Genomic DNA, 21,436 nt, shown 5'->3' on the forward strand with positions numbered 1-21,436 from the left:
CACCGCACGACCCACCACCAACGACAAACCCACATCCCCCACAGCAACCTCAGAACCCGCCACACGCTCAACCAACCGACCAGCCTGCCCCCGCAACGCCGACTCCCGATGCCCCGACAACACCCACGGCACCACCGGCAACAACCCCCCACCATCAACCCCGACGCCCGGACCACTCACCTCCACCTGCGGCGCCTGCTCCAAAATCACGTGCGCATTCGTCCCCGATATCCCAAAAGACGAAATCCCAGCCCGCCGAGGACGACCCAGATCCGGCCACACCCGCGACTCGGTCAACAACTCCACCGCACCCGCAGACCAATCCACATGCGGCGACGGCGAATCCACATGCAACGTCCGCGGCAACACCCCATGCCGCATCGCCTCCACCATCTTGATCACACCAGCGGCACCCGCCGCCGCCTGCGTATGACCAATATTCGACTTCACCGAGCCGAGCCACACCGGACGGTTCGCAGGACGGTGCTGGCCATAAGTAGCGATGATGGCTTGGGCCTCGATCGGATCGCCGAGTGTCGTGCCGGTGCCATGGGCCTCGATGATGTCAACCTGGTCAAATTGCATGTGGGCATTCGCTATGGCTTGGCGGATGACCCGCTGCTGCGACGGGCCGTTCGGTGCGGTCAGACCATTACTCGCCCCGTCCTGATTAACCGCCGAACCACGCACCACCGCCAACACAGGATGACCATTACGGCGAGCGTCAGACAACCGCTCCACCAGAAACAGACCTACGCCCTCGCCGGGTCCGAAACCGTCGGCGGATGCCGAAAACGGCTTGCAGCGGCCGTCCGCGGACAATCCCCGCTGCCGGCTGAACTCCACAAACGCCTTCGGGCTCGACATCACCGACACCCCACCAGCAAGAGCCAACGTGCACTCACCCGCCCGCAACGCCTGCGCCGCCAAATGCAACGCCACCAACGACGACGAACACGCCGTATCCACCGTCACCGCCGGGCCCTCCAACCCAAACGTGTACGACAACCGCCCCGAAATCACACTCGCCGCACTACCCGTAACCGCATAGCCTTCGGCGACGTGCGGTACCTGGGGGGCGCCGCTGGCGTAGTCGGGGGCCACGGCGCCGACGAAGACGCCGGTCTGGGTGCCGCGCAGGGCCATAGGGTTGATGCCGGACTGTTCGAGGGTTTGCCACGCGGTTTCCAGCAGGAGGCGCTGTTGAGGGTCCATGGCCAGGGCCTCGCGTGGGGAGATCCCGAACAGGGCTGCGTCGAATTCGCCCACGTCGGGGAGGAATCCGCCGTGTCGGGCGTAGGTCTTTCCGAGTCTGTCTGGGTCTGGGTCGTACAGGCCGTCGACGTCCCAACCTCGGTCGGTGGGGAACGGGGATATGGCGTCGCCTTCGCCTGTTACCAGGCGCCACAGGTCCTCTGGGGACTGCACTCCACCGGGGAAGCGGCATGCCATGCCCACAATGGCGATTGGGTCGTCGCCTTCGGTTAGGTCGGGCCGTGACTGTTGGGGTACCGAGGGCGTGACGGCGGCCGACTCGCCAACCAGCGTGGCGCGTAGGTAGGTGGCGATGGCGACCGGTGTCGGATAGTCAAACGCGAGGGTTGCCGGTAGCCGCAGTCCGGTTGCCGTGTTCAGACGGTTGCGGAGTTCCACCGCGGTAATGGAGTCACCGCCGAGATCACGGAACGCCCGCTCGGGTAGCACCGTGTCGGGGGTGGGGTGGCCGAGGACCGACGCGGCGTGGGCGCGGACCAGGTCGAGCAGCGTCTGGTCCTGCTCGTTTCGATTGAGTTCGGCCAGCTGTCGTGTGAGGTCGGAGTTGGTTGGGGGCGTGCGTGATTCGGTCTTGTCGAAGGCGAGGATCTGTCGGACGTCGGGCAGGTCGTTGAGCAGCGGCCGGGGCCGGGACATGGTGAAGGTGGGTGCGAAGAGGTTCCAGTCCACGTCGGCAATGGTCAGAACGGTTTCGTCGTGGGTAAGTGCCTCTTGCAGCGCGGCGGTGGCCAAATCCGCCGGCATTTGCAGGATGCCGTTGCGTCGGAGTTGCTCGACTCCTTCGCCTTGAGTCATGCCGCCGCCAGCCCAGGCACCCCAGGCAACCGAGGTGGCGGGTAGGCCACGGTGGCGGCGGTGTTCGGCGAGCGCGTCGAGGAAGGCGTTGCCAGCCGCGTACGCGCCGTGGGCGGTGCTGCCCCAAACGCCGGCGATGGACGAGATGAGGACGAACGCGTCGAGCTGGTCGTCGAACAGACTGTCGAGGTTCGCGGCACCGGCGACTTTCGCATCGAGTGCGTGACTCAGGTTGGCGGCGGTGATGTCGTCGATGGCCCCGAAGTGTCCGACGCCGGCGGCGTGTATCACCGTTCGGATGGGCGGGGCATCGGCTTCGACTTGCCGGATGAGTGCGGCGAGCGCGGCGCGGTCGCCCACGTCGCATGCGGCGATGGTGACGCCGACTCCGTGCTGCGCTAGTTCGGCCTCGAGGGCGGCTGCGCCGGGTGCATCGGTTCCTCGCCGGCTGGTCAGCACGATGTGGCTGGCACCGCCGCTGGCGAGCCAGCGGGCGAGGTGGGCGCCGACGCCGCCGGTGCCGCCGGTGATCAGGGCGGTGTCGCGGGTCTGCCATTGGTTCGGTGCAGGGTGCGGATACGCGGCGCGGATTAGTCGCCGTACATAGATTCCGCCTGGACGGAGGGCTAGCTGGTCTTCGTCGTCGATGCCTCGTAGGGCGGCGGCCAGGTGGGCGATGTCCTCGGCGGTGGCGTGTTCGGGTAGGTCGATGAGTCCGCCCCAGCGGTGCGGGTGTTCGAGAGCGGCGACTCGGCCAATTCCCCAAATTTGGGCTTGTATCGGCCTGTCCACCCTATCGTGTGGGCGCACCGCTACTGCCCCGGCTGTGGCGCACCAGAGCGGCGCATCGACGTGGGTGTCGCCGAGTGCCTGCAGCAGGGTGACGGTGGCGGCCAGGCCTGCGGGGGTCGCGGGGTGCTGCGGATGTGGCGCCTCGTCCAGGGCGAGCAGTGACAGCACGCCGTCCAATTCCGGGGTGTGCTCGGTGAGGTCGTGGAGCTGGCTACTCAGCTGCGCCCGGTCGGTGGTTGCGGCGTCGACTGCGAGGTGGCGAACGGTGATGCCGTGATCGGTGAGGGCTCGGGTGGTGGCGTGCACCCACTCCTGATCATGCTGCTCGGGTGTGACAAGCAGCCAGGTTCCTGATGCGGCGGTGCCTCCTGCCGAAACCGGCTTCCATGTTACTCGGTATCGCCAGGAATCTAGGGTGGTGCGGGTGTGTTGGCCGCGTCGCCAGGACGACAAAAGAGGCAGGAGGGCAGACAGCGAAGAACGGGTGTCGCCACCGTTGACGCCAAGGGTGGCGGACAGGACCGCCAGATCCTCCCGCTCGACGGCCTGCCAGAAGGTGGTTTCGGCGGGCGATGCCGGCCCAGGACCGTGGGCGAGGTCAACGATGCTGTCGGGAAGGTCAAGATGGGTGACGGAGGATCCGGCGAACGTGGCAGGCCAATTCACGTCGACACCCTGGACGAACGCCTCAGCAAGGGAGGTGGTGAACCGATCCAGGCTTCCCTCGTCTCGGCGGAGCGTTCCGATCGCCACCGCCTGCTGGTCGCTGCCGTCGATGGTCTGTTCCACGCCGAGGGTCAGGACGGGATGGGGGCTGCATTCGATAAAAACGCGATGCCCGAGGGTCAACAGGACCCGGGTGGCCCCCTCGAATTGGACGGTGCGGCGCAAGTTGTCGTACCAGTACTGGGCTCCGAGTTCGGCGGTGTCGAGTATTTTCCCGGTCACTGTGGAATAGAAAGGGATAGTGCCGGTGCGGGGAGCGATACCGACCAGAGCGGCTAGAAGCTGATCGCGGACCTGCTCCACCTGCAGACTGTGCGAGGCGTAGTCCACGCCGATGCGTTTGACCTGAACACCCTCTGCGGCGCAGGCAGTGACGAATTCATCCAGGGCGGACACGTCGCCGGAGACGACGATGCTGCGCGGGCCGTTCACCGCGGCGATCGACAAGCGGTCCGCCCACGGGGTCAGCCTCCGGTGCGTCTCGCTCAAATCGAGACTTGTCGAGGCCATGCCGCCCTGTCCGGAAAGTCCGCGTAGGGCTCGGCTACGTAGGGCGACGACAGCAGCGGCATCCTGCAGCGACAGCCCTCCTGCGACATAGGCAGCGGCAATCTCGCCCTGCGAGTGTCCGACAACGGCGGCAGGTGTGATGCCGTGGGAGGCCCACAGCGCGCTGAGGGACACCATGACCGCGAACAGGGCTGGTTGGACTACGTCGACCCGTTCCAGGGACGGCGCCTCGGGGGCACCGCGGAGGACGTCTCGCAATGACCAGTCAATGTATGGTGCCAACGCCTGCTCGCAGGCGTCTATCTGTGCGGCAAAGACCGGTGAACGGTTCAGCAGGTCGGCGCCCATTCCGTGCCACTGTGAGCCCTGACCTGGGAACAACAGCACCGGTCGCGACCCTGGTACGCCAGCACCCTCGACCACCTGGTCGTCTGCGCTGCCGAGGGCCAGCCCGTGCAACCCGGCCAGCATGCCTGCCTGGTCCCGGCCGAGTACCACCGCGCGGTACGGATGCGACATGGGCCTGCCCGCCAGGGTCGCGGTCACGTCGATCGGGCGTACGCCCGACCGGTCGTTCAGAAAGCCACTGAGTCGGTCCGCGTGTCCGCGCACCGCCGCCCGGCTCGGCCCAGCCAGTACCCACGGCGTCAGCGAAAGGAAGCCGCTCACGTGTTCCCGGTACCAGTACGGGCGGTGTTCCCACGGGTAGGCGGGCAGAGTTACCGGCCGCCGCCCCGATCCCGATGCAGCGGCGCGTATGCCGCCGGTAACGAACAGTTCGGCCGCGGTCAGCGCGAGTCGAAGCAGTGGGTCGTCGGCGTTGACCGCGATGTCGACCTGGTTACCGAGCGGGCGGGGCAGTTCGCCGAGCAGGGTGTCGATGACCCGGTCGAGGTCGGCATCAGCGAGCCTGTCGGTGAGGCTCTGTAGGGCTGTTCCGCTCACGGGCGGGTTGGGGTCAGGGGTCAGCCGGCGTGTCAGCTCGTCGGTGGTGGTGGCGGGCTGCACGTGTTCGACTGGCAGGACGGGTATCCGCCCGGGCCGCAGCTGCATGCCGCTGTCACGGTGGGTGAGGATCCGCAGCGCGTCCGTCGTGGTGATTTGGCCGGCAGCCCAGGCTGCGCTGACCTGGCCCGCGCCAAGCCCGATGACGGCGTGGGCGTGGACCCCGACCGTGGTCCACAGCATGGTCGCCGCGACGTGGTAACAGAACAGGTACGCGGCACGGAGCTCTACCGGTGGTTCGGTGTTCAGGTCGTGGCTGGTGCCGGTGATGGTGGAGAGCGTCTGCGCGCAGGTGTCCAGTGCGGTGCGGTACTCGCCCGACCCGAGCAGTCGGATGCGCAGTGCGGTGGGAGGAAGATCCGGGCCGTACCAGAACGCCACTGGGGTGGGCTCGTCATCGACGACGTGACCGACGCGCACTCGAGGGTCGGTGGCGCCGTCGGCTGCCATTTGGAGGGCTGCGGCTAGGTCGGCGGCGGTCTGCCCTACGGCGGCAAGTCGGTGCGAAAGCCGGGAGCGGCGGAACGCGGCTGTGTAAACGAGGTCATCGAGGTCGTCAGATCCGGCACGAAGCTGGTTGGCCATTCGGCCAGCGGCTGCGGCCAGCGCCGTAGGTGTGGCGGCGGTGACCGGCAGCACATATGGCATGGTGCGGCCAGGTCCGGGTCCGGGTGCTGGCGTGGCCGGCTGCGGCACCTGTTCGACCAGGACATGGGCATTGCTCCCGCTGAACCCGAACGCGCTGACCCCGGCCCTCGCCGGGCGATGCCGTTGAGGCCAGTCCTGCCGCCTGGCCGCGAGGGTGATCGGCAGGAAGTTCCAGTCGATGCGGGTCGAGGGCTTGTTGATCGGGTGGGGTGGGATCTCGCCGTGATGCAGGGCGAGGATGACCTTGAGGAGTCCGGCCGCGCCGGCCGCGGCCTCTAAATGCCCGAGGTTCGCCTTGGCGGAGCCGACCAGCAGAGGTGTGGCCGGGCTACGGCCAGGCCCGAGAGCGGCGGCGAGCGCGCGCACCTCGATCGGATCGCCCAGCGGTGTGCCGGTGCCGTGCGCCTCCACATAGTCGACCTCGTGCGGCTCCCACCCTGCCCGACGGAGGGCTTGCCGAACGACGGCGGTCTGAGCGGCAGCGCTGGGCACCGTCATCCCGCCGCTGGCGCCGTCCTGGTTGACCGCACTGCCGCGCAGCACGGCGTAGACGCGGTCGCCGTCGCGGGTCGCCGCCGACAAGGGCTTAAGGATAAGGGCGACCGCGCCTTCACCTCGGCCGTAGCCGTCGGCGTCGTCGTCGAATGTCTTGCACCGCCCGTCAGGCGCCAGGGCAGCGGCCGCGGACATGGACACCGACACGGTGGGGGCGACGATCACATTGGCGCCGCCGACGACTGCGATGTCGCAGTCGCCGTCGCGCAGGCCTTGACAGGCCAGGTGGACCGCGGTCAACGACGCCGAGCAGGCGGTGTCGACGGCGATGCTGGGTCCGCGCAGGCCGAGGAAGTACGACAGGCGTCCGGCGGTGGCGGCGAACGAGGTTCCGGTGCCGTAGAAATGGTCCACCTGGCGCATGTCGCGGGTCAACAGTTGCTGGTAATCGGCGGTGTTCAAGCCGAGATACACCCCGACAGGTTGGTCGTGCAGGGCTACGGCCGGGTGACCAGCGTCCTCGAGGGCTTCCCAGGCGACCTCGAGCATGAGCCGTTGCTGCGGATCCAGCGACCTGGCCTCCCGCGGTGAGATGCGGAAAAAGTCGGCGTCGAAACCGGTGACGTCGGGGAGGTAGCCGCCGCGAGTGGGCACGTTCGGTCCGGCCTCGGCCCAGATCGGATCATTACGCCGGTCGGCCGGCAGGTCGCCGATGGCATGCCGGCCCTCGGTCAGCAGCCGCCATAGTTGCTCCGGATCGGCGGCCCCCGGCAATCGGCAGGCGACTCCGACCACCGCGACAGCGTCGGCATCTGGTCGAGAATCCTCGATATAACCCGCTGCTGCTCGGGCGTTGGCATCGTCATCGCCTATCGCCTCGACTGAGCCGGGTGTTGTGGTCAGGGCGGGCGCGGGCCGCGCCGCTAGCAGCTCGGAAAGGTACGCGGCAAGGGCGCCGACGGTGGGGTGCTCGAACACGACCGTGGCCGGCAGCGTGAGGTCGAACGCAGCCTCCAGACGGGTACGCAACTCCACCGCAGTCAAGGAGTCCATGCCCTGCTCAAACAGCCCACGGCGGCGGGGCAGCAGCTCGCTGTCAGGCAGGCCGAGGACGATACGGACAATGGCGTCCACGTCGTCGACCACGCCCCGGCTCGGCGTGGCTGCTTCAGCTGCAGCGGCAGGTGGTGCGACGGTAGCTGGTGCGACCGGTGGGATGGCCGCCGCCGTCGGGGCCGGCAGGGCTGCGGTGGATGCCAGGACGGACGGGACCGCCGGCGCAGGGGCGGCCCCAAGTGTCGTAGCGGGCGCGGCGGCCGGTGTCGGTTGGGCGAGCATCTCAGTGATGACGCCGCCTGAGGCGTCGAGCAGGCTCAGCCTCACCTGCGCTGGTGCAGCACCGCCGTCTTGCCGGCCACGCGGCACCCCTGGCAGCCAGTACGGCTCGCCTGCCCACGACGGAACCGGTAGCGATCGGTACCGGTTGGGCCGGCCAGTGGCCTTTTCCCAATCGACCGGGACCCCGGCGACGTGCAATTGGGCCAGAGCCTTGCGCAGCCCGAGCGGTCCGGGTTCGCCACGGCGAAGGGTGGCGAGCACCCGACCCTTCCGGCCGCGGTGGCGGACCGCCTCGGTCAGAGGGCGAGTAAGGACAGGATGGGCGCCGATCTCAACAAGGGTGTGATCGCTGCTGCTCAGCAGCCGGTCAATGGCTGGCCACATGAGCACTGGGTGGCTGATGTTGCGGCCCCAGTAGGTGGCATCGGCCTGCTCCAAGTCGGTGTCCGGTTGCACGGTGGACAGCATCCGCAGCGCCGCCGGGCTGGAAGCCAGGGTGCTGATCGCAGCGGCGAGCTGCGGTCCGCAGTCGGCCACGACCGGGCTGTGGAACGCGTAGTCCAACTCGAGGCGCTTGCACCGCACACCCCGCTGCATGAGGACGGCATGCGCGGCGTCGATGGCCTCGACCGGCCCGGCCACCACCACAGAGGCCGGCCCGTTTACCGCGGCAACGACGACCCCGCCACCGATGTTCGTCAAGACCTCCTCGACGTCGGCTCGTGCCGCGTCCACCGCCAGCATCCGGCCCGCACCAGCGGTCTCATGCAGGATCTGCCCGCGGTGCACGATCAGGGCGACGGCGTCGGCCAGCGTCAGGCAACCGGCGGTGTGGGCCGCGGCGACCTCGCCGACGCTGTGCCCAAGGACCGCCACCGGCCGGACCCCCAATTGAGCCAACCACCGTGTGAGTGCGACCTGTACGGCGAAGATCGCCGGCTGGGTGATGTCCGTGCGATCCAGTGCGGTGTCCGAGGTCCGGCGAAGCTCTTCAACGAGACTCCAAGAAACGTGGTCGCGGATCAGCGCGTCACACTCGTCGAGCGTGTCTCGGATGAGCGGCACCGTGTCGTACAGGTCGGTGGCCATGCCTGCCCACTGGGACCCCTGCCCGGAGTAGACGAATACCGGTGGGGGCACATTGCCGGGATCAACAGTCCCGGTGTAGGCGCCTTGAGGTAGCTGGCAGGGGTCGCCGAGCGCGGCGAGCATTTCGGTGGGGCCAGCGGCGACGGCGGCGAAACGGTGGGTTTCGTGGGTGCGGCGGGTCGCCGCCGATGCCTGCAGGTCCGCCAGGTCGTCACGGTTGTCGGGGACTCGCTGCCGCGTGAGCGCGATCTGTTCCACCAGGCCCTGCTCATGGGTGGCCGACGCCAGTAGCACGTAGGGACCCATCGGCGGGGTGGCCACACGCTCGTGATTAGGGGCGGCTTCGACGATCACGTGCACGTTGGTGCCGCTGAGGCCGAAGGAACTCACGCCGGCGCGGACCGGCCGCAACAAATCTGACAGGTCAACACCGACCGTTGGAACGGCGATCCGGGCACTTTCCCAATCCACCGCCGACGTGAGCTGATCAAGGTCGGGTTGGCCAGGCACGCGGGCGGCGTTCACGATCCACAGCGCCTTGAGTAACCCGGTCACGCCGGCAGCCGCGTCGGTGTGCCCGAACACCGCTTTGCTGGAACCGACCAGCACCGGCGGTGCTGTCCGCGCCCGGGTCTGGTATGCCTCGGCGAGGGCGAGGAGTTCCATTTGGTCGCCCAGCGGGGTTCCGGTGCCGTGGGCCTCGACGAAGTCGATGTCGTCCGGGCCGAGGCCGGCATGCCGTAGGGCTGCCAGGTGTAGGTCGATCTGCGCCGCCGCGTTGGGTGCGGTGACGCCCAGGCTGTGTCCGTCCTGGTTCACCGCCCACCCGCGTAGGGTGGCGTAGATTCGGTCGCGGTCGGCGACCGCGTCGGACAGCCGTTTGAGGACCACGAAGCCGCACCCCTCGCCGCGAATCACCCCGTCGGCGCCGGGGTGGAACGGTCGACACCGGCCCGTTGGGGAGATCGCCCCGACCCGGCTCATGAACACGCTCAGCTCGGGTGCGATCATCAGGTTGACGCCGCCGGCGAGGGCGACGTCGCTGTCCCCGCTGCGCAGGCTCTGGCAGGCCATCTGCACGGCGAACAGCGACGAGGAGCAGGCTGTATCCACAGCCGCTGCGGCACCCCGCAGATCGAAGGCGTGCGCCAGCCGACCAGCAGCAAAGCTGAACTCGGTGCCGGGAGCGTAGTGCGGCCCGATCCCGGCGATTCCCAGCGTCTTGCTGTGCAGCAGGGCATAGTCGTTGGCCAGGATGCCGACGTACGTGGCGGTGCGGGTTGCTTCCCAGGCGTCTCGAGGCCGGCCCGAGTCGCTCATCGCTTCCCAAGCGACCTGCAAGATCATCCGCTGCTGCGGATCGAGGGCGCCCGCCTCTCTGGGCGCGATACCGAAATACGCGGGGTCGAACCGGTCGATGCCGTCCAGAAAGGTGCCCACGTGGCTGGAGGTGGTGCCTGGCCGGGAGCGCGTCGGGTCCGAGAACTCCGGTCCCCACCTGTCTGCGGGCACATCGGTGACGAGACTGTCGGGACCGGCCAGGATGGCGCCGAATGAGTCCAGATCACGCACGTTCCCGGGGTATCGACAGCCGATACCGACGACGGCGATGGGTTCAGCGGTCGCCGATGGTGTAGCAGCGAGGGTGGCCATGATGCGTGTGCCTCCCGGAAAGGACGAGACCGGCCAGGGTGGGGACGAGTCGACGGGCTGGCGTGCGGGTAGCCGCCGCCGTGTCGGTTGCCTACTTCGGTGTCTTGGATGCCGGACCTGGCATGACTGTCACACCAGGTCCGGCACCGAAAGTGTGCTGGTCGTGGAGAGCTGACCGATGCCCCTGCGGACGTCGGCGCGCGCCAACTTCCAACCAGACCCGTAGCCACGGCTCTGACCGCTACCGGCCCGACCGCCGCCCGTCATACACGGGCTGGTGCGTGCGCCGGCGCAACGAGCCAGATGTGGCTCGGCCTGGCTAGAACATGGGCGCTGCGGTCGGGGCGCGCAGCGTACCCAGATACGGGTGCCACAGGTGAGTGGGGTCATTTTCCACGTCTGTCACCGTTTCCCGCATGGCCCGCAGCACCTTCGGTTCCTCCTCGTCGTACAGGTCACCCTGCAGAAGACGGACGACGTCCAGCCGGTAACGGGGGTCCTGCACGAACGAGGTGAACAAGATGTTCAGGCGGTAGTACACCGAAATGAACTCGTACCAGTTGCGTACGCCGTTGCGGATGGTTCGTTCGAAGCTGGCGAACCGGGCCCGGGAGAAGTCGCCGGCTTCATGGGCAGCGATGATGTCCTGGCTGGCGAACCGGGCGCTGGCCATCGCCACGCTCACACCGCTAGAGAAGATCGGGTCGACGAATCGGGCAGCGTCGCCGATCATGACGAACCGGTCGCCGCTGATCTGCTCCATTGCGTAGCTGTAGTCGGCCTCGACCTTGAACGGCCGTACCTGGCTGGCCTGCTTCAGCGCGTCGGCCAACTCGGGACGGCTGGCGACAAAGTCCCAGAAGAACTTCTCGCGGTCGGTGTTCGCCGAGGCGAAGCGATGCTTCTGGGTCACCACCCCGACGCTGGTGATCGTGTCGGTGATCGGGATCTGCCAGACCCAGGTGTCCTTGATCGGGAGAAAATGGATGTAGATGTAGTCGGCTTTGGCGGTGTTGACGGTCAGCGCCGTCCGATCCAGGCCCTCGAACCATGCGTGAATGGCGTATTGGTCGAAGACCGGATCCGGTACCTTAATCTTCAACTGCCGGCCGAGCATCGTCTGCCGACCGGAGGCGTCGACCAGCATCCGTGCCGAGACGTCGAATTCGCCGGAGGCATTACGGCAAGTGACGGACACGCGGTCTGGGTTGTCAAAGTCGGCCCGCAGCACGCGGGTGCCCTGCGACACCGCCGCGCCAAGGCTCTCGGCGTGGTCGAGCAGGATTTGGTCGAACCGCCCGCGATCCACGTGATAGGTGTAGTCACGGTCAACGCCTGGTTGATCCCGTTCATTGAACAGAATCTCCGCGGCCCCGAAGTCATGCGCCAACTTGCTGAAGTCGTTCGTGACGATGTTACGCGACTCCGCCGAGGTCCAGGCAGCGCCGTACTTGCGGGGGAAGCCCGCCGCGTCGACCTTCGGCATGGCGCCGATTTCGCTCAGCACCCGGGTGGTTGCCGGAACCAGCGACTCCCCCACGTGCTCGCGGGGAAAAGTCTCTCCCTCGAACAGTGCGACGGAAAGGCCGCCTTTTACCAGGTAGGCAGCGGCGCATGAGCCTGCCGGCCCACCACCGATAATCACAACGTCGTAGTCAGGCTTCATGCGACAGTCACTCCGTTCCCACGCCGGTCGTCTGCTGCTCCCGTGCCAGGTCCAGCACCATGGCAGTGATGGTGGCGATGTTCTTGAAGTACTTGGCGTTGACGTTCCTGGCCGGCACGGGCGTGCCGAGTTCCTCCCGGATGAACATCAACAGCAACGCCGTGTTCATCGAGTTCAGGACTCCCCATTCGAGCAGCGGGGTGTCCACCCGCAGCTCACCTTGTGGGTCCCCGTCGAGAAACCGTTCTCGTATATAGGCCGTGATCCGAGCCGATACGTCGTCACCGGTCATCTGGTATCCCTTCCCCAGGGTTTGCTTGTCGGCTTTGCCTGTGGCGCTGGAACCGGCCGGGCGTAGCGGCGTATCCGTGGCCGGTGTCGCCTTGTGCTTCATGCTCGCTGCGCGGGGTGAGCGACGGCGGGACGGACGGAACGGGCTTGTTCCTACCCGGGCCGCCAGTCGACCGACCATGGTGGCGCCCGCCCAGGGATGGCCATGGCCGCTTCGCGGGCGTTCATCGGGTCTCCGGCGGTGCGGCCTGCTGGGAGGCGAGGGTCGTTAGTCCGGCCCGGTCGAGCTTGCCGTTACCGGTGCGTGGCAGTCGGGCCAGCAGACGTACCTGATCGGGCAGCATGTAGCGGGGCAGCCGCAGGGCGCAGTGCCCCTTGAGGGCCAGGACCCCGGGCTGCCGACCTGGCTGTGGCACCACGAACGCGGTGAGTTGGGCGTCCATGCCTGCGCCGACGACGACAACGCCGGCCTCGGCGACATCGCCGTGGGCGGTGAGAGCAGCCTCTACTTCGCCGAGTTCGATGCGATGACCTCGCACCTTGACCATCTGGTCGCGTCGGCCGACGTACTCGAACACGTCGCCGGGCAGTACGCGCACGATGTCGCCGGTGGGATATGGCCCCTGGTGCCGTGGGCGGCCCCAGTAGCCGAGCATTACGGTCGGTCCATCGACGACCAGTTCGCCCTCCTGGCCTGGGTCGGCGATCCCGCCGTCAGGTCGCTGAGCCCATACCCGGTCGCCGCAGGTGGCCCTTCCGATCGGCACGGGAAGGATCCGGTCTAGGTCGTCCGGTGCCACCTCATGGAAGGTGCATACGTTCGTTTCGGTCGGACCGTAGAGATTCAGCAGCCGCGCAGGGGTCCAGCCCGCCAGTCGCCGGACGTATGTGATCGGAAAGGGTTCGCCGGCGAACAGGACGGCGCGTAACGGTCCAGGTGGGGGGCCATCCAGCAGCCGTCCGTCGCGGATCATCAGGGCGAGGGCGGAGGGCACGGAGTACCAGATGCTGATCTTTTCTCGGTGGAGGAACTCCACGAGCTGGGTGGGTGCGTAGGCCAACTGCCCCGCGATCAGGTGCACGCAGGCGCCGGCGGCGAACGCCGCGTAGAGGTCCAGCACCGACAGGTCGAAGGTCAGTGGTGCGTGGTTGGCGAACCGGTCCTGCGGACCCGGCCGCAGTTCGTCAACGACCCAGTCGACGAACGCGCGCGCGTTGCCGTGGCTGATGCACACGCCTTTTGGAGTGCCTGTCGAGCCCGAGGTGTACAGGATGTACGCGAGGTCGTCGTCGTTTACCGCCTGGTTGACCGGGTCGGCTCGGTCGGTCAATTCGACGGTCAGAGGAAGGCAGATGACATCGGCGCCGAGGGCGGCGCGGACGTGTGCCATGTCTTCCGGTGTGGTGAGCACAGCACGCGCCTGGCAGTCTCGGGCGATGGTGGCCACCCGCGCCGACGGCGTGGTCCCCTCGCAGGGGACGTACGCGGCGGCCATCCGCAGCACGGCCTGCATCGCCACGACCATTGTGGGGGACTTGTCCGCCCAGATGATGACCCGGTCGCCGCGCCCAACACCGACGGCACGCAGCCGGGCGGCCAACGCGTCGGCTCTGCGGTCCAGGCAACCGTACGTCAATGCACCGTCCGGCCCCACTACGGCGAGGTTGTCTGGGTCCTTCACGGCGGCGTCGATGACGAGTTGGTGAAGGCTCACAGCCCCACCGCCCTGGCTATGATCTCCCGCTGGATCTCGTTGGTACCGGAGAAAATTGTGCTCGGCACGCTGTCGCGCAGCTGCTGCTCCACCCCGGTGGGGGTGAGGTAGCCGGAACCGCCGAAGATCTGCACCGCGTCAAGACTGTTGGCGACCGCTGCTTCGGAGACGGCCACCTTGGCCAGCGACGCCGCCTCGACGTGGTCACGACCGCGGTCCAGCAGCCAACATGCCCGGTACAGCAGCAAGCGGCTTGCTTCAAGTCGCTGACGCATGGTCGCGATGCGGTGTGAGATTGCTTGGAACTCGCCGATGGGTCTGCCGAATTGTCGACGTGAGCGGGCGTGCTCGACGCATTGCTGCAGCTGCCGCTCCATCAGGCCTACGTAACCGGCGAACAGGCACGCGCGTTCCCAGCCCATCGAGTGCTGAAATATGGCGCTGCCCTGACCTTCCTCCCCCAGCCGGTGAGATGCCGGCACCCGGCAGCTCTGGAACCGCACCCGCGACGCTGGGCAGCTGCCAAGGCCCATTTTTTCGAAGGGGTCCCCGACCTTCAGGCCGTCGGCGGTGCGTGGGACAGCGAAGGCCGTGACGCCGAGGAATCCACCGGCGGGATCAGTGACCGCGTAGGTCACAAACACATCGGCCATGGGGCCGTTGCTCGCAAACGACTTTTCGCCGTCCAGGATGTACATGTCGCCGTCGCGGACGGCGGTGGCGGTCAACAGGCCCACGTCCGAGCCGGCCCCGTCCTCGGTCATCGCGTTTGCCGCGACCAGCTCGCCCGAACTGAGTCCGGTCAACAACTGACCCCGAACCTCGTCAGCAGCGAAGTCCCGGATCGGCACCGCGCAGGCCAGCAGGTGCGCGCTGACCGCAAAGACCAGCCCTGTCTCGGAACAGCCGCGACCAAATGCCTCGATACACAGCGCCGTGTCCAGCGCGCCGAGACCTGTCCCGCCGTGCTCGGCCGGCAGGCACAGCCCGGTCAGACCGACACACGCCACCGCCCGCCACTCCTCGCGGGTGAAATGGCCGCCGGCGCTGGCATGACCTAGGTCACGCGCGGCGGCGAAAATCTCGTCGTAGCGCTTTTTTTGCGCGGTGGAGATATCGAAGTCCAAGGCCCGTCACGCCTTCCCCCGTTAGAGCGGAACATCGGCCGCAGCAATATGGCCCGTCGCCGCCAGGAGCCACGACCCTCGGCTCCTGGAACTTGGCGTCACGACCACAACGTCGTAGTTCGCTCCCTTACGTCCATATCGGACGACCGCACGCGATTGCGGCGGGCTGGCTCGTTGCCAGAAACCGATCGCGTCCGAAATCTGAACCGACCATCCCTGCCAAAAGATGATCGTTACCTGGCGATGTTGGTGGTGGATCACGCTGTCATCGTGATCAAAAGGTACTGGCGTTACCCGTCGCGCGTCAAGACCGATTTCGATGTGTTGCCCTCGACATCGGAGCGCGCGGCGGGCCCGAGCAGGTAAATCCAGTGCGACGGTGGCGTTTACGGGAGGACCAGCACAACGGCACCGAAACCAGTCGATCCGGGCAGCATGAGGCGTGCCCGCCCGACCATGTATTTCCGCCCCGTAGACCCGCCGCCTTGCCTAGCTGCTGCCGAGACGCGATCTGCACGATGTGATCGAGCCAGATCACCGGTCCTCACTCTGAACGCCTTGTACGACTGGGCGGTCCTCGTCCGGCTCGCCCGGCGTCCGTTGACGCAGCTGCTCCTCGGCCGTGTGCTCAACCCGTCGCATCGTGAAGCGCAGTGCTGGTGGCGCCATCAGCGACGTCACGATCGCGACCAGCACGATAACCGTGTACGCCGCTGTACTGAGCACCCCGAGTTGTAGACCCACCATGGCCACGATCACCTCGATCACACCGCGCGCGTTCATGCCTGAGCCGAGCGCCAGAGCCTCCCAGCGGGTAAGCCTGCTGGCGCGGGCTCCGATGTACGCGCCGGCGAACTTTCCGAGGATGGCGATCAAGAGCACGACAACGGCGGCGGCTAGCACGACTGGGTCACCGAGAGCGGTGAGGTCCATCCGCAGCCCTGCGGTGGCGAAGAACAGTGGGGCGAGCACGCCCAGCACCACGGTGCGCAGCGGGGCCAGTCTTCCCAGGTCGACCCCACTGTGGACGCGATCCCCGATCGGCGCGTCGACAACGCCCGGGATCGCGGTCCGGTCGCGGATGGTCCTGCCGCACACGCCGATGAGGATGCCCGCAACGAAGGCGCCGAACACCGCCTCAAGTCCCATCGCGTGGGTGGCGGCCGCACCGAGCAACACGATGACAACGGTCGTCGCTACGATCGGTCCAGCCTCAGCAGATCGTGCCGCGAGCCGCAGCGCCGACCGCACGAGGGGGCGCCCGATGAACGCCGCGAACCCGATGACGACGAGAAGGTACAGCAGGGACAGGCCGACCTGCTGCACGCGTAAACCAGTGGTGGCCATCGCGGACACGACCGACAGCATCAGCCAGCCGAACACGTCGTCGACCATGCCTGCGGACAGAATGAGCTGACCCACATTGCGGTGCATGAGGTTCATGTCCATCAGCGTTTTCGCAATGACCGGAATGGCACTTACGCACATTGCCACACCGAGGAACAGCGCGAATACAGTCCGATCACCTTCGTCAGCGAGGAATGACGCAGGCAGGAGATACCCGGTGGCGACGCCGAGTCCCAACGGCACAACGAATCCGCCGATACTGACACGGGCAGCGGTCGCTCCACGACGTCGCACCAGTGCGAAGTTTATCTCCGTGCCTGTGATTCCGACCAGCAGCAACACCCCGATCTGCCCAACCGCGTCAAGCAGATGGAATTGCCCTGCATCTTTAGGCAACAGCCAGTCGGCAACGCCGGGTGCAACATGGTCCAATAGCGATGGACCCAGCAGGACCCCGGTGCACAGCTCCCCAACGACCGCTGGCATCCCAAAACGAGTGGCCAGTCGGCCAAGCAGCAGTGCGAGGAGGAGCAAGATACTGACTTGGAGAAGGAAGACGAGTAAATAGTGGGCGGCAACCGGGGCGACAGGCGCGGCAAACACCAAGAGAGGTCTCCTAAAGCAGGGCTCAACCCATCCCCAAAGAAGATGGGGATAGGAAAGCAACAGATGAAGGAATTTGAGCGGACGGCACCGTCAGGTACCCAATCCGGGGCGCGAACCAAGGCGGGGCGCGGAAGCGGGTCGAATCAGTCCCTATAGCCGCTCACCGTTCATCTAGGACGCGACCGAGCTACTGTGCCCGCAGCGCGCCTAGGCCGCTGTCGATCGCCTTGACACTGGCCGGCGGCAGGTCCGCGAGGGCTCAAAACACATCCGCCGCCCATCCCGCCTTGTGTGGATCTGTCAACCAATCGACCTACGCAGGTCCCGTTCACGTCATCCACCAGGCCCTCCCCTGTGGCCTTGCGCCCCTCCGACAGCCCGGTCCTACCCCGTGACCAACCTGATCGATGGGCCGTCGGAAGGCCAGGGCGGCCAGCCAGATCCCATCATGAACATCGTCAAATCCCAATGTCAACGGGTTCCACCGATGTTAGGCCCGGATTACCGAACACTCTGTATCGCTGACGCGACCAATGAGTTACGCGGGGATGGCGCCGTCGTCTGCGGGACGGGATCGCGCTCGCGGCAGTCCACCAGCCATGAGTGCCGCATACCACCCGCTCGATCTTGGCGCCTGCTTGTGACAGCGGGCAGGAGGGACGACAGCGGCACCCTGTTGGCCCCGCAAAGAGACCGCGCACCCGGACGGGACCATCGACAGACGAGATGACTTGGCGGCCGCACTGGCGTGGGACACGGCCTCGTTGAGGGCGGGATGTGGGAGTGCCGTCCCACGGTCACGGTGAAGCGTCCGGTTCAGCCAAGCGTGCACGGACCCACGCTCCGAGGTCGTTCTCGCCTGTGACAGTGCCCGGCATCCAAATCCCGACGGCGTGGATCGGTGTGGACGTGTCGGCGGCCAACCCGGCGCGGTCGGGTTGGCCGAGTCGAGGAAGCGAACAGGCCGGGTAGCGGCGGATTCTGCGCGTGCCTCCTGACCTACCTAAATGGGGATGATCGCCGCAAGCCTGGGAGTCGCCGCCGCCACCATCGCGCAGAGCGACCGCCCGGCGCCGAATTGCCGCGAACTCGATTGCAATGACGGATGCCAGCAACCCGAGTCGACGGTCAGCGATTCAGACGCCGGGCACCGTCAGGCTCAGTGGCTGCCGCCCTGTGCGAGCTGCTCCGGTTGCGACACTTCGGTGTCGGCCGCTGCGGGCGCGGTGGGTCGGCCGGGTAAAAGTACGGCGGTGAGGATGGCGCTGACCAAAGCGATGATCGCGGTGGCGACGAGGACAAGGGTCATACCGTGCAGGTACGCGGTCTTCGCATCCAGAGCCAGCGCTGGATTTCCGAGGCGGGTGGCCACAGCCAAGGCTCCGGCGATGGAATCATGGGCGACATCGGCGGCTGGTGCGGGCAGGCCGGTGGTGTCGAGGCGGTCGCCGTAGCCCTGGGCGAGGAGACTGCCCAGCAATGCCACGCCGAGGGCCCCCCCGACCTGGCGGAGAGTCATGGTGATGGCGGTACCCGATCCGGACCTCTCGGGTGGTAGTGCACCCAGGACGGCGTCCATCGCCGAGGCCAGGGCCATACCGATTCCCAATCCAACCGCCGCCAGCCAGGCGGCTACGAACCCGTATCCGGTCGCTGTGTCCGTGGTCGCCCCAGCTGCTAGGCCGCAGGCAAGGATGAGCAGACCCAGCGCGACTGGGCCCCGGTAGCCGGCTCGAGCGGCAAGCCGTTCCCCGAGTGGCGCGCCGACAACCAGGCCAGCGATCATCGGCAGCAGCCGCAGGCCAGTGCCGAAGGCGTCGAATCCCGCCACGAGCTGCAGGTATTGCGGCACCACGAACAGCATTCCGAGCAGGCCGAACGTGACGAGCACTCCGGCCACACTGCCCCATAAGAACTGGGGTCGCCTGAACAACCGAAGGTCAATCATCGGCTGTGCGGTACGCAGTTCCCACCACACGAATCCTGACAACAGCACTACGGCGAGCCCCAGCGCGCTGAGAACCAGAGAATCCGTCCAGCCCCGACCAGGTGCCTCAATCAACCCATACACCAGGGCTCCCAGACCGGCGATCGACAGCCCACCGCCGGGCAGATCGGGTCGCGGAGGATGAGGGTCGCGCGTTTCCGGCAGGAGCAGCCCAATGGCGGCCAGCGCGATCGCCACCATCGGCACATTGATGAGGAAGATCGAACCCCACCAGAAGTGTTCGAGCAGGAACCCGCCGATCAGCGGCCCCAGCGGGATGCCCACACCAGTACCGATGACCACGACTGCCACCGCCCGAGGCCGCTCGTGTGGCGGGAACAGTGCCGGCAGCACCGCGAACGCGACCGGCATGATGATCGCCCCACCGACGCCCATCACCGCACGGGCGGCGATCACCACTCCTGCGGAGTCGGCCCAGGTAGCCAAGGCCGACGCAATGCCGAACAACGCCAGCCCTACTATCAGCAGGCGCTTACGCCCGTAACGGTCACCCAGCGCTCCGCACGTAAGCATCAACCCGGCCATCACCAGCACATAGGCATTCACCATCCACTGCAGCCCGTTGGTGCCGACCGAGAGTTCCCCGGCGATCGTCGGCAACGCGACGTTCATGATCGTGATGTCGAAACCCAGGGTTAACGCGGCAAGCACGATGGCCGCGAGCCCCCACCATCGCCGCTTGTCCGATCCCTCCATGTCAACCTCCCGCTATCGCCGCCATCGCCATGTGCCGCCATAACCACCGATCGTCGATGATTGGAAGATGACGCTATCATCGCCACATGGCGATGAGAAGGACCCTGCACCCATGCGGCCCTGTGAGAACCTGACGCCCGCGGCGGCGCTGTTTCATGGCCTGGCCGATTCCGGTTAGCGATTCTGCGCCGGCTCGTCGGCGGCGAAGCGCGAGTGGTTGCCTGACCGGGAGCTGGAACTGGCAGAGTCCAGCGTGTCGGCGCACCTGGCCTGCCTGCGGGATTGCGGCCTGATCGTTGGCCGACCGGAAGGCCGGTAGATGCTTCTACGCCCTGACCCGCCTGGGACTACTCGACCTACTCACCCTGCCGAGGGACTCCTCGCCGCCACAGGCCATGAGGTCGCGCCTTGCCCAACCTACGGCTCATCGAGCACCGGCTGCGAGAGGAACTGCTGATGAGCGCCGCCGCTGAGCGCGGACCGGACTGTGAGCCACAGGAATCGGCGCCGATGAGCACGGTGGTGACGACGGGCCCGGCGGCGATTGGCCTGCGCTGACCTGTGCGGGTCGCGGTGATGAGCTACGAAGAGTGCCTTGCCGAGAGTCACCGCCGCCGCGCATAGACGCTGTGCGCCTGCCGGACGAGTTCAGACCGGCAGGCGCGGCGACAGCGTGGTTCAGGCGACGGGGATGAGGTCGGTGAGGAGTGCCTGCACCCGGGTGCGGATGTCGTCACGGATCGGGCGCACGGCCTCGACGCCCTGGCCGGCGGGGTCGTCGAGTTTCCAGTCCTCGTAGCGCTTGCCGGGGAAGACGGGGCAGGCATCGCCGCAGCCCATGGTGATGATGACGTCAGACGACTCCGCAGTGGTGTACTCCAAGAGTTTGGGCGTCTGGTCGGTGATGTCGATGCCGACCTCGCGCATGGCCTGCACGGCGGCGGGGTTGACGGTGTCGGCGGGGGCGGAGCCGGCGGAGCGGACCTCGACGGTGTCGCCGGCCAGGTGGCGCAGCCAGCCGGCGGCCATCTGGGAACGGCCGGCGTTGTGGACGCAGGCGAACAGGACGCTGGGTCTCTACGAGCGCCGCGGACTGCTCGCCGAACCGGACCGCACCTTGGGCGGGCATCGCCTCTACCCCGCCGAAGTGGTCACCGTGCTGAAAGTGATCAAGGCGGCGCAGGGGCTCGGGTTCACCCTCGACGAGGTCGCCGACCTGCTCGACGCGGGCCAGCACCGCCACGGCCGCAACCCCGACACTGGTCTGCGGGTCCGCGCCCAAACAAAACTCGCCGAGGTCGAGGCGAAGATCGCCGACCTGCAGGTCATCGCCGGCACCCTGCGCGCCGCGGTGGACGCCGGCTGCGACGACCTCGTCGCGTGCGCCGGGCAGCCGTGCTGCCCCATCCCCTTCGCCACCATCGCCGTGGGGCGTAGCCGGGGGCTGGAGCCGCAGGCGATCTGGCTTCAGACGGCTTACCCGACCCCGCGAAGGCATCGCCGTCCACCGGTTGCGCCTCGCAAGCCCGCTTGAAGCGGTGCTCGTCGCCGCCAGCGACGTAAAGCCCCTCGGGTATGCCGTGGTAGCGATGGCTCTGCTCAAGTCTGGCCTTGGAACTCTAATGGACTGGCAGAAGCACCGAGCCGAGCTGCG

At 67.2% G+C, this 21,436-nt stretch carries 9 protein-coding genes and 1 pseudogene; 2 read left to right on the forward strand and 8 right to left on the reverse strand.

Features of this window, described 5'->3' with window-relative positions; all coding sequences use genetic code 11:
• The 7 genes from AB0A90_RS16955 to AB0A90_RS16985 all read right to left on the reverse strand — a co-directional run.
• The coding region (locus AB0A90_RS16955; protein ID WP_357248089.1) for an SDR family NAD(P)-dependent oxidoreductase at window positions 1-10,326 on the reverse strand (10,326 nt) is incomplete at its 3' end.
• A 319-nt stretch (window positions 10,327-10,645) separates the two neighbouring features.
• Window positions 10,646-11,992 (reverse strand): NAD(P)/FAD-dependent oxidoreductase, encoded by a 1,347-nt coding sequence (locus AB0A90_RS16960; RefSeq protein WP_357248091.1) that lies wholly within the window; start codon window positions 11,990-11,992, stop codon window positions 10,646-10,648.
• A 7-nt stretch (window positions 11,993-11,999) separates the two neighbouring features.
• Complete coding sequence (locus AB0A90_RS16965) at window positions 12,000-12,386, reverse strand: acyl carrier protein (protein ID WP_357248094.1); 387 nt, start codon at window positions 12,384-12,386, stop codon at window positions 12,000-12,002.
• A 121-nt stretch (window positions 12,387-12,507) separates the two neighbouring features.
• On the reverse strand, window positions 12,508-13,998 hold the full coding sequence (locus tag AB0A90_RS16970) for an amino acid adenylation domain-containing protein (RefSeq protein ID WP_357248096.1): 1,491 nt from the start codon (window positions 13,996-13,998) through the stop codon (window positions 12,508-12,510).
• The gene (locus tag AB0A90_RS16975; protein ID WP_357248099.1) at window positions 13,995-15,125 is read right to left on the reverse strand and encodes an acyl-CoA dehydrogenase family protein; all 1,131 of its coding nucleotides are present in this window, start codon (window positions 15,123-15,125) and stop codon (window positions 13,995-13,997) included. Before AB0A90_RS16975 ends, AB0A90_RS16970 begins: the two co-directional genes overlap by 4 nt.
• A 534-nt stretch (window positions 15,126-15,659) precedes the next feature.
• Entirely contained in the window at window positions 15,660-17,075 is a 1,416-nt protein-coding gene (locus tag AB0A90_RS16980; RefSeq protein WP_357248765.1) for a cation:proton antiporter, read from the reverse strand.
• 1,162 nt (window positions 17,076-18,237) lie between these two features.
• Entirely contained in the window at window positions 18,238-19,782 is a 1,545-nt protein-coding gene (locus AB0A90_RS16985) for an MFS transporter (protein ID WP_357248102.1), read from the reverse strand.
• A 112-nt stretch (window positions 19,783-19,894) separates the two neighbouring features.
• Between AB0A90_RS16985 and AB0A90_RS16990 the strand changes: the two are divergent.
• A pseudogene (locus AB0A90_RS16990) lies at window positions 19,895-20,239 on the forward strand (metalloregulator ArsR/SmtB family transcription factor).
• A 221-nt stretch (window positions 20,240-20,460) separates the two neighbouring features.
• Here AB0A90_RS16990 and AB0A90_RS16995 read toward each other — a convergent pair.
• Entirely contained in the window at window positions 20,461-20,811 is a 351-nt protein-coding gene (locus AB0A90_RS16995; RefSeq protein ID WP_357248105.1) for an arsenate reductase ArsC, read from the reverse strand.
• Between the two features lie 16 nt (window positions 20,812-20,827).
• Between AB0A90_RS16995 and AB0A90_RS17000 the strand changes: the two genes are divergently transcribed.
• The gene (locus tag AB0A90_RS17000) at window positions 20,828-21,316 is read left to right on the forward strand and encodes a MerR family DNA-binding protein (protein ID WP_357248107.1); all 489 of its coding nucleotides are present in this window, start codon (window positions 20,828-20,830) and stop codon (window positions 21,314-21,316) included.
• The last annotated feature ends 120 nt before the right edge of the window (window positions 21,317-21,436 follow it).

It is taken from the genome of Micromonospora sp. NPDC049204 (assembly GCF_040647935.1).
Taxonomy (GTDB): Bacteria; Actinomycetota; Actinomycetes; order Mycobacteriales; family Micromonosporaceae; genus Micromonospora.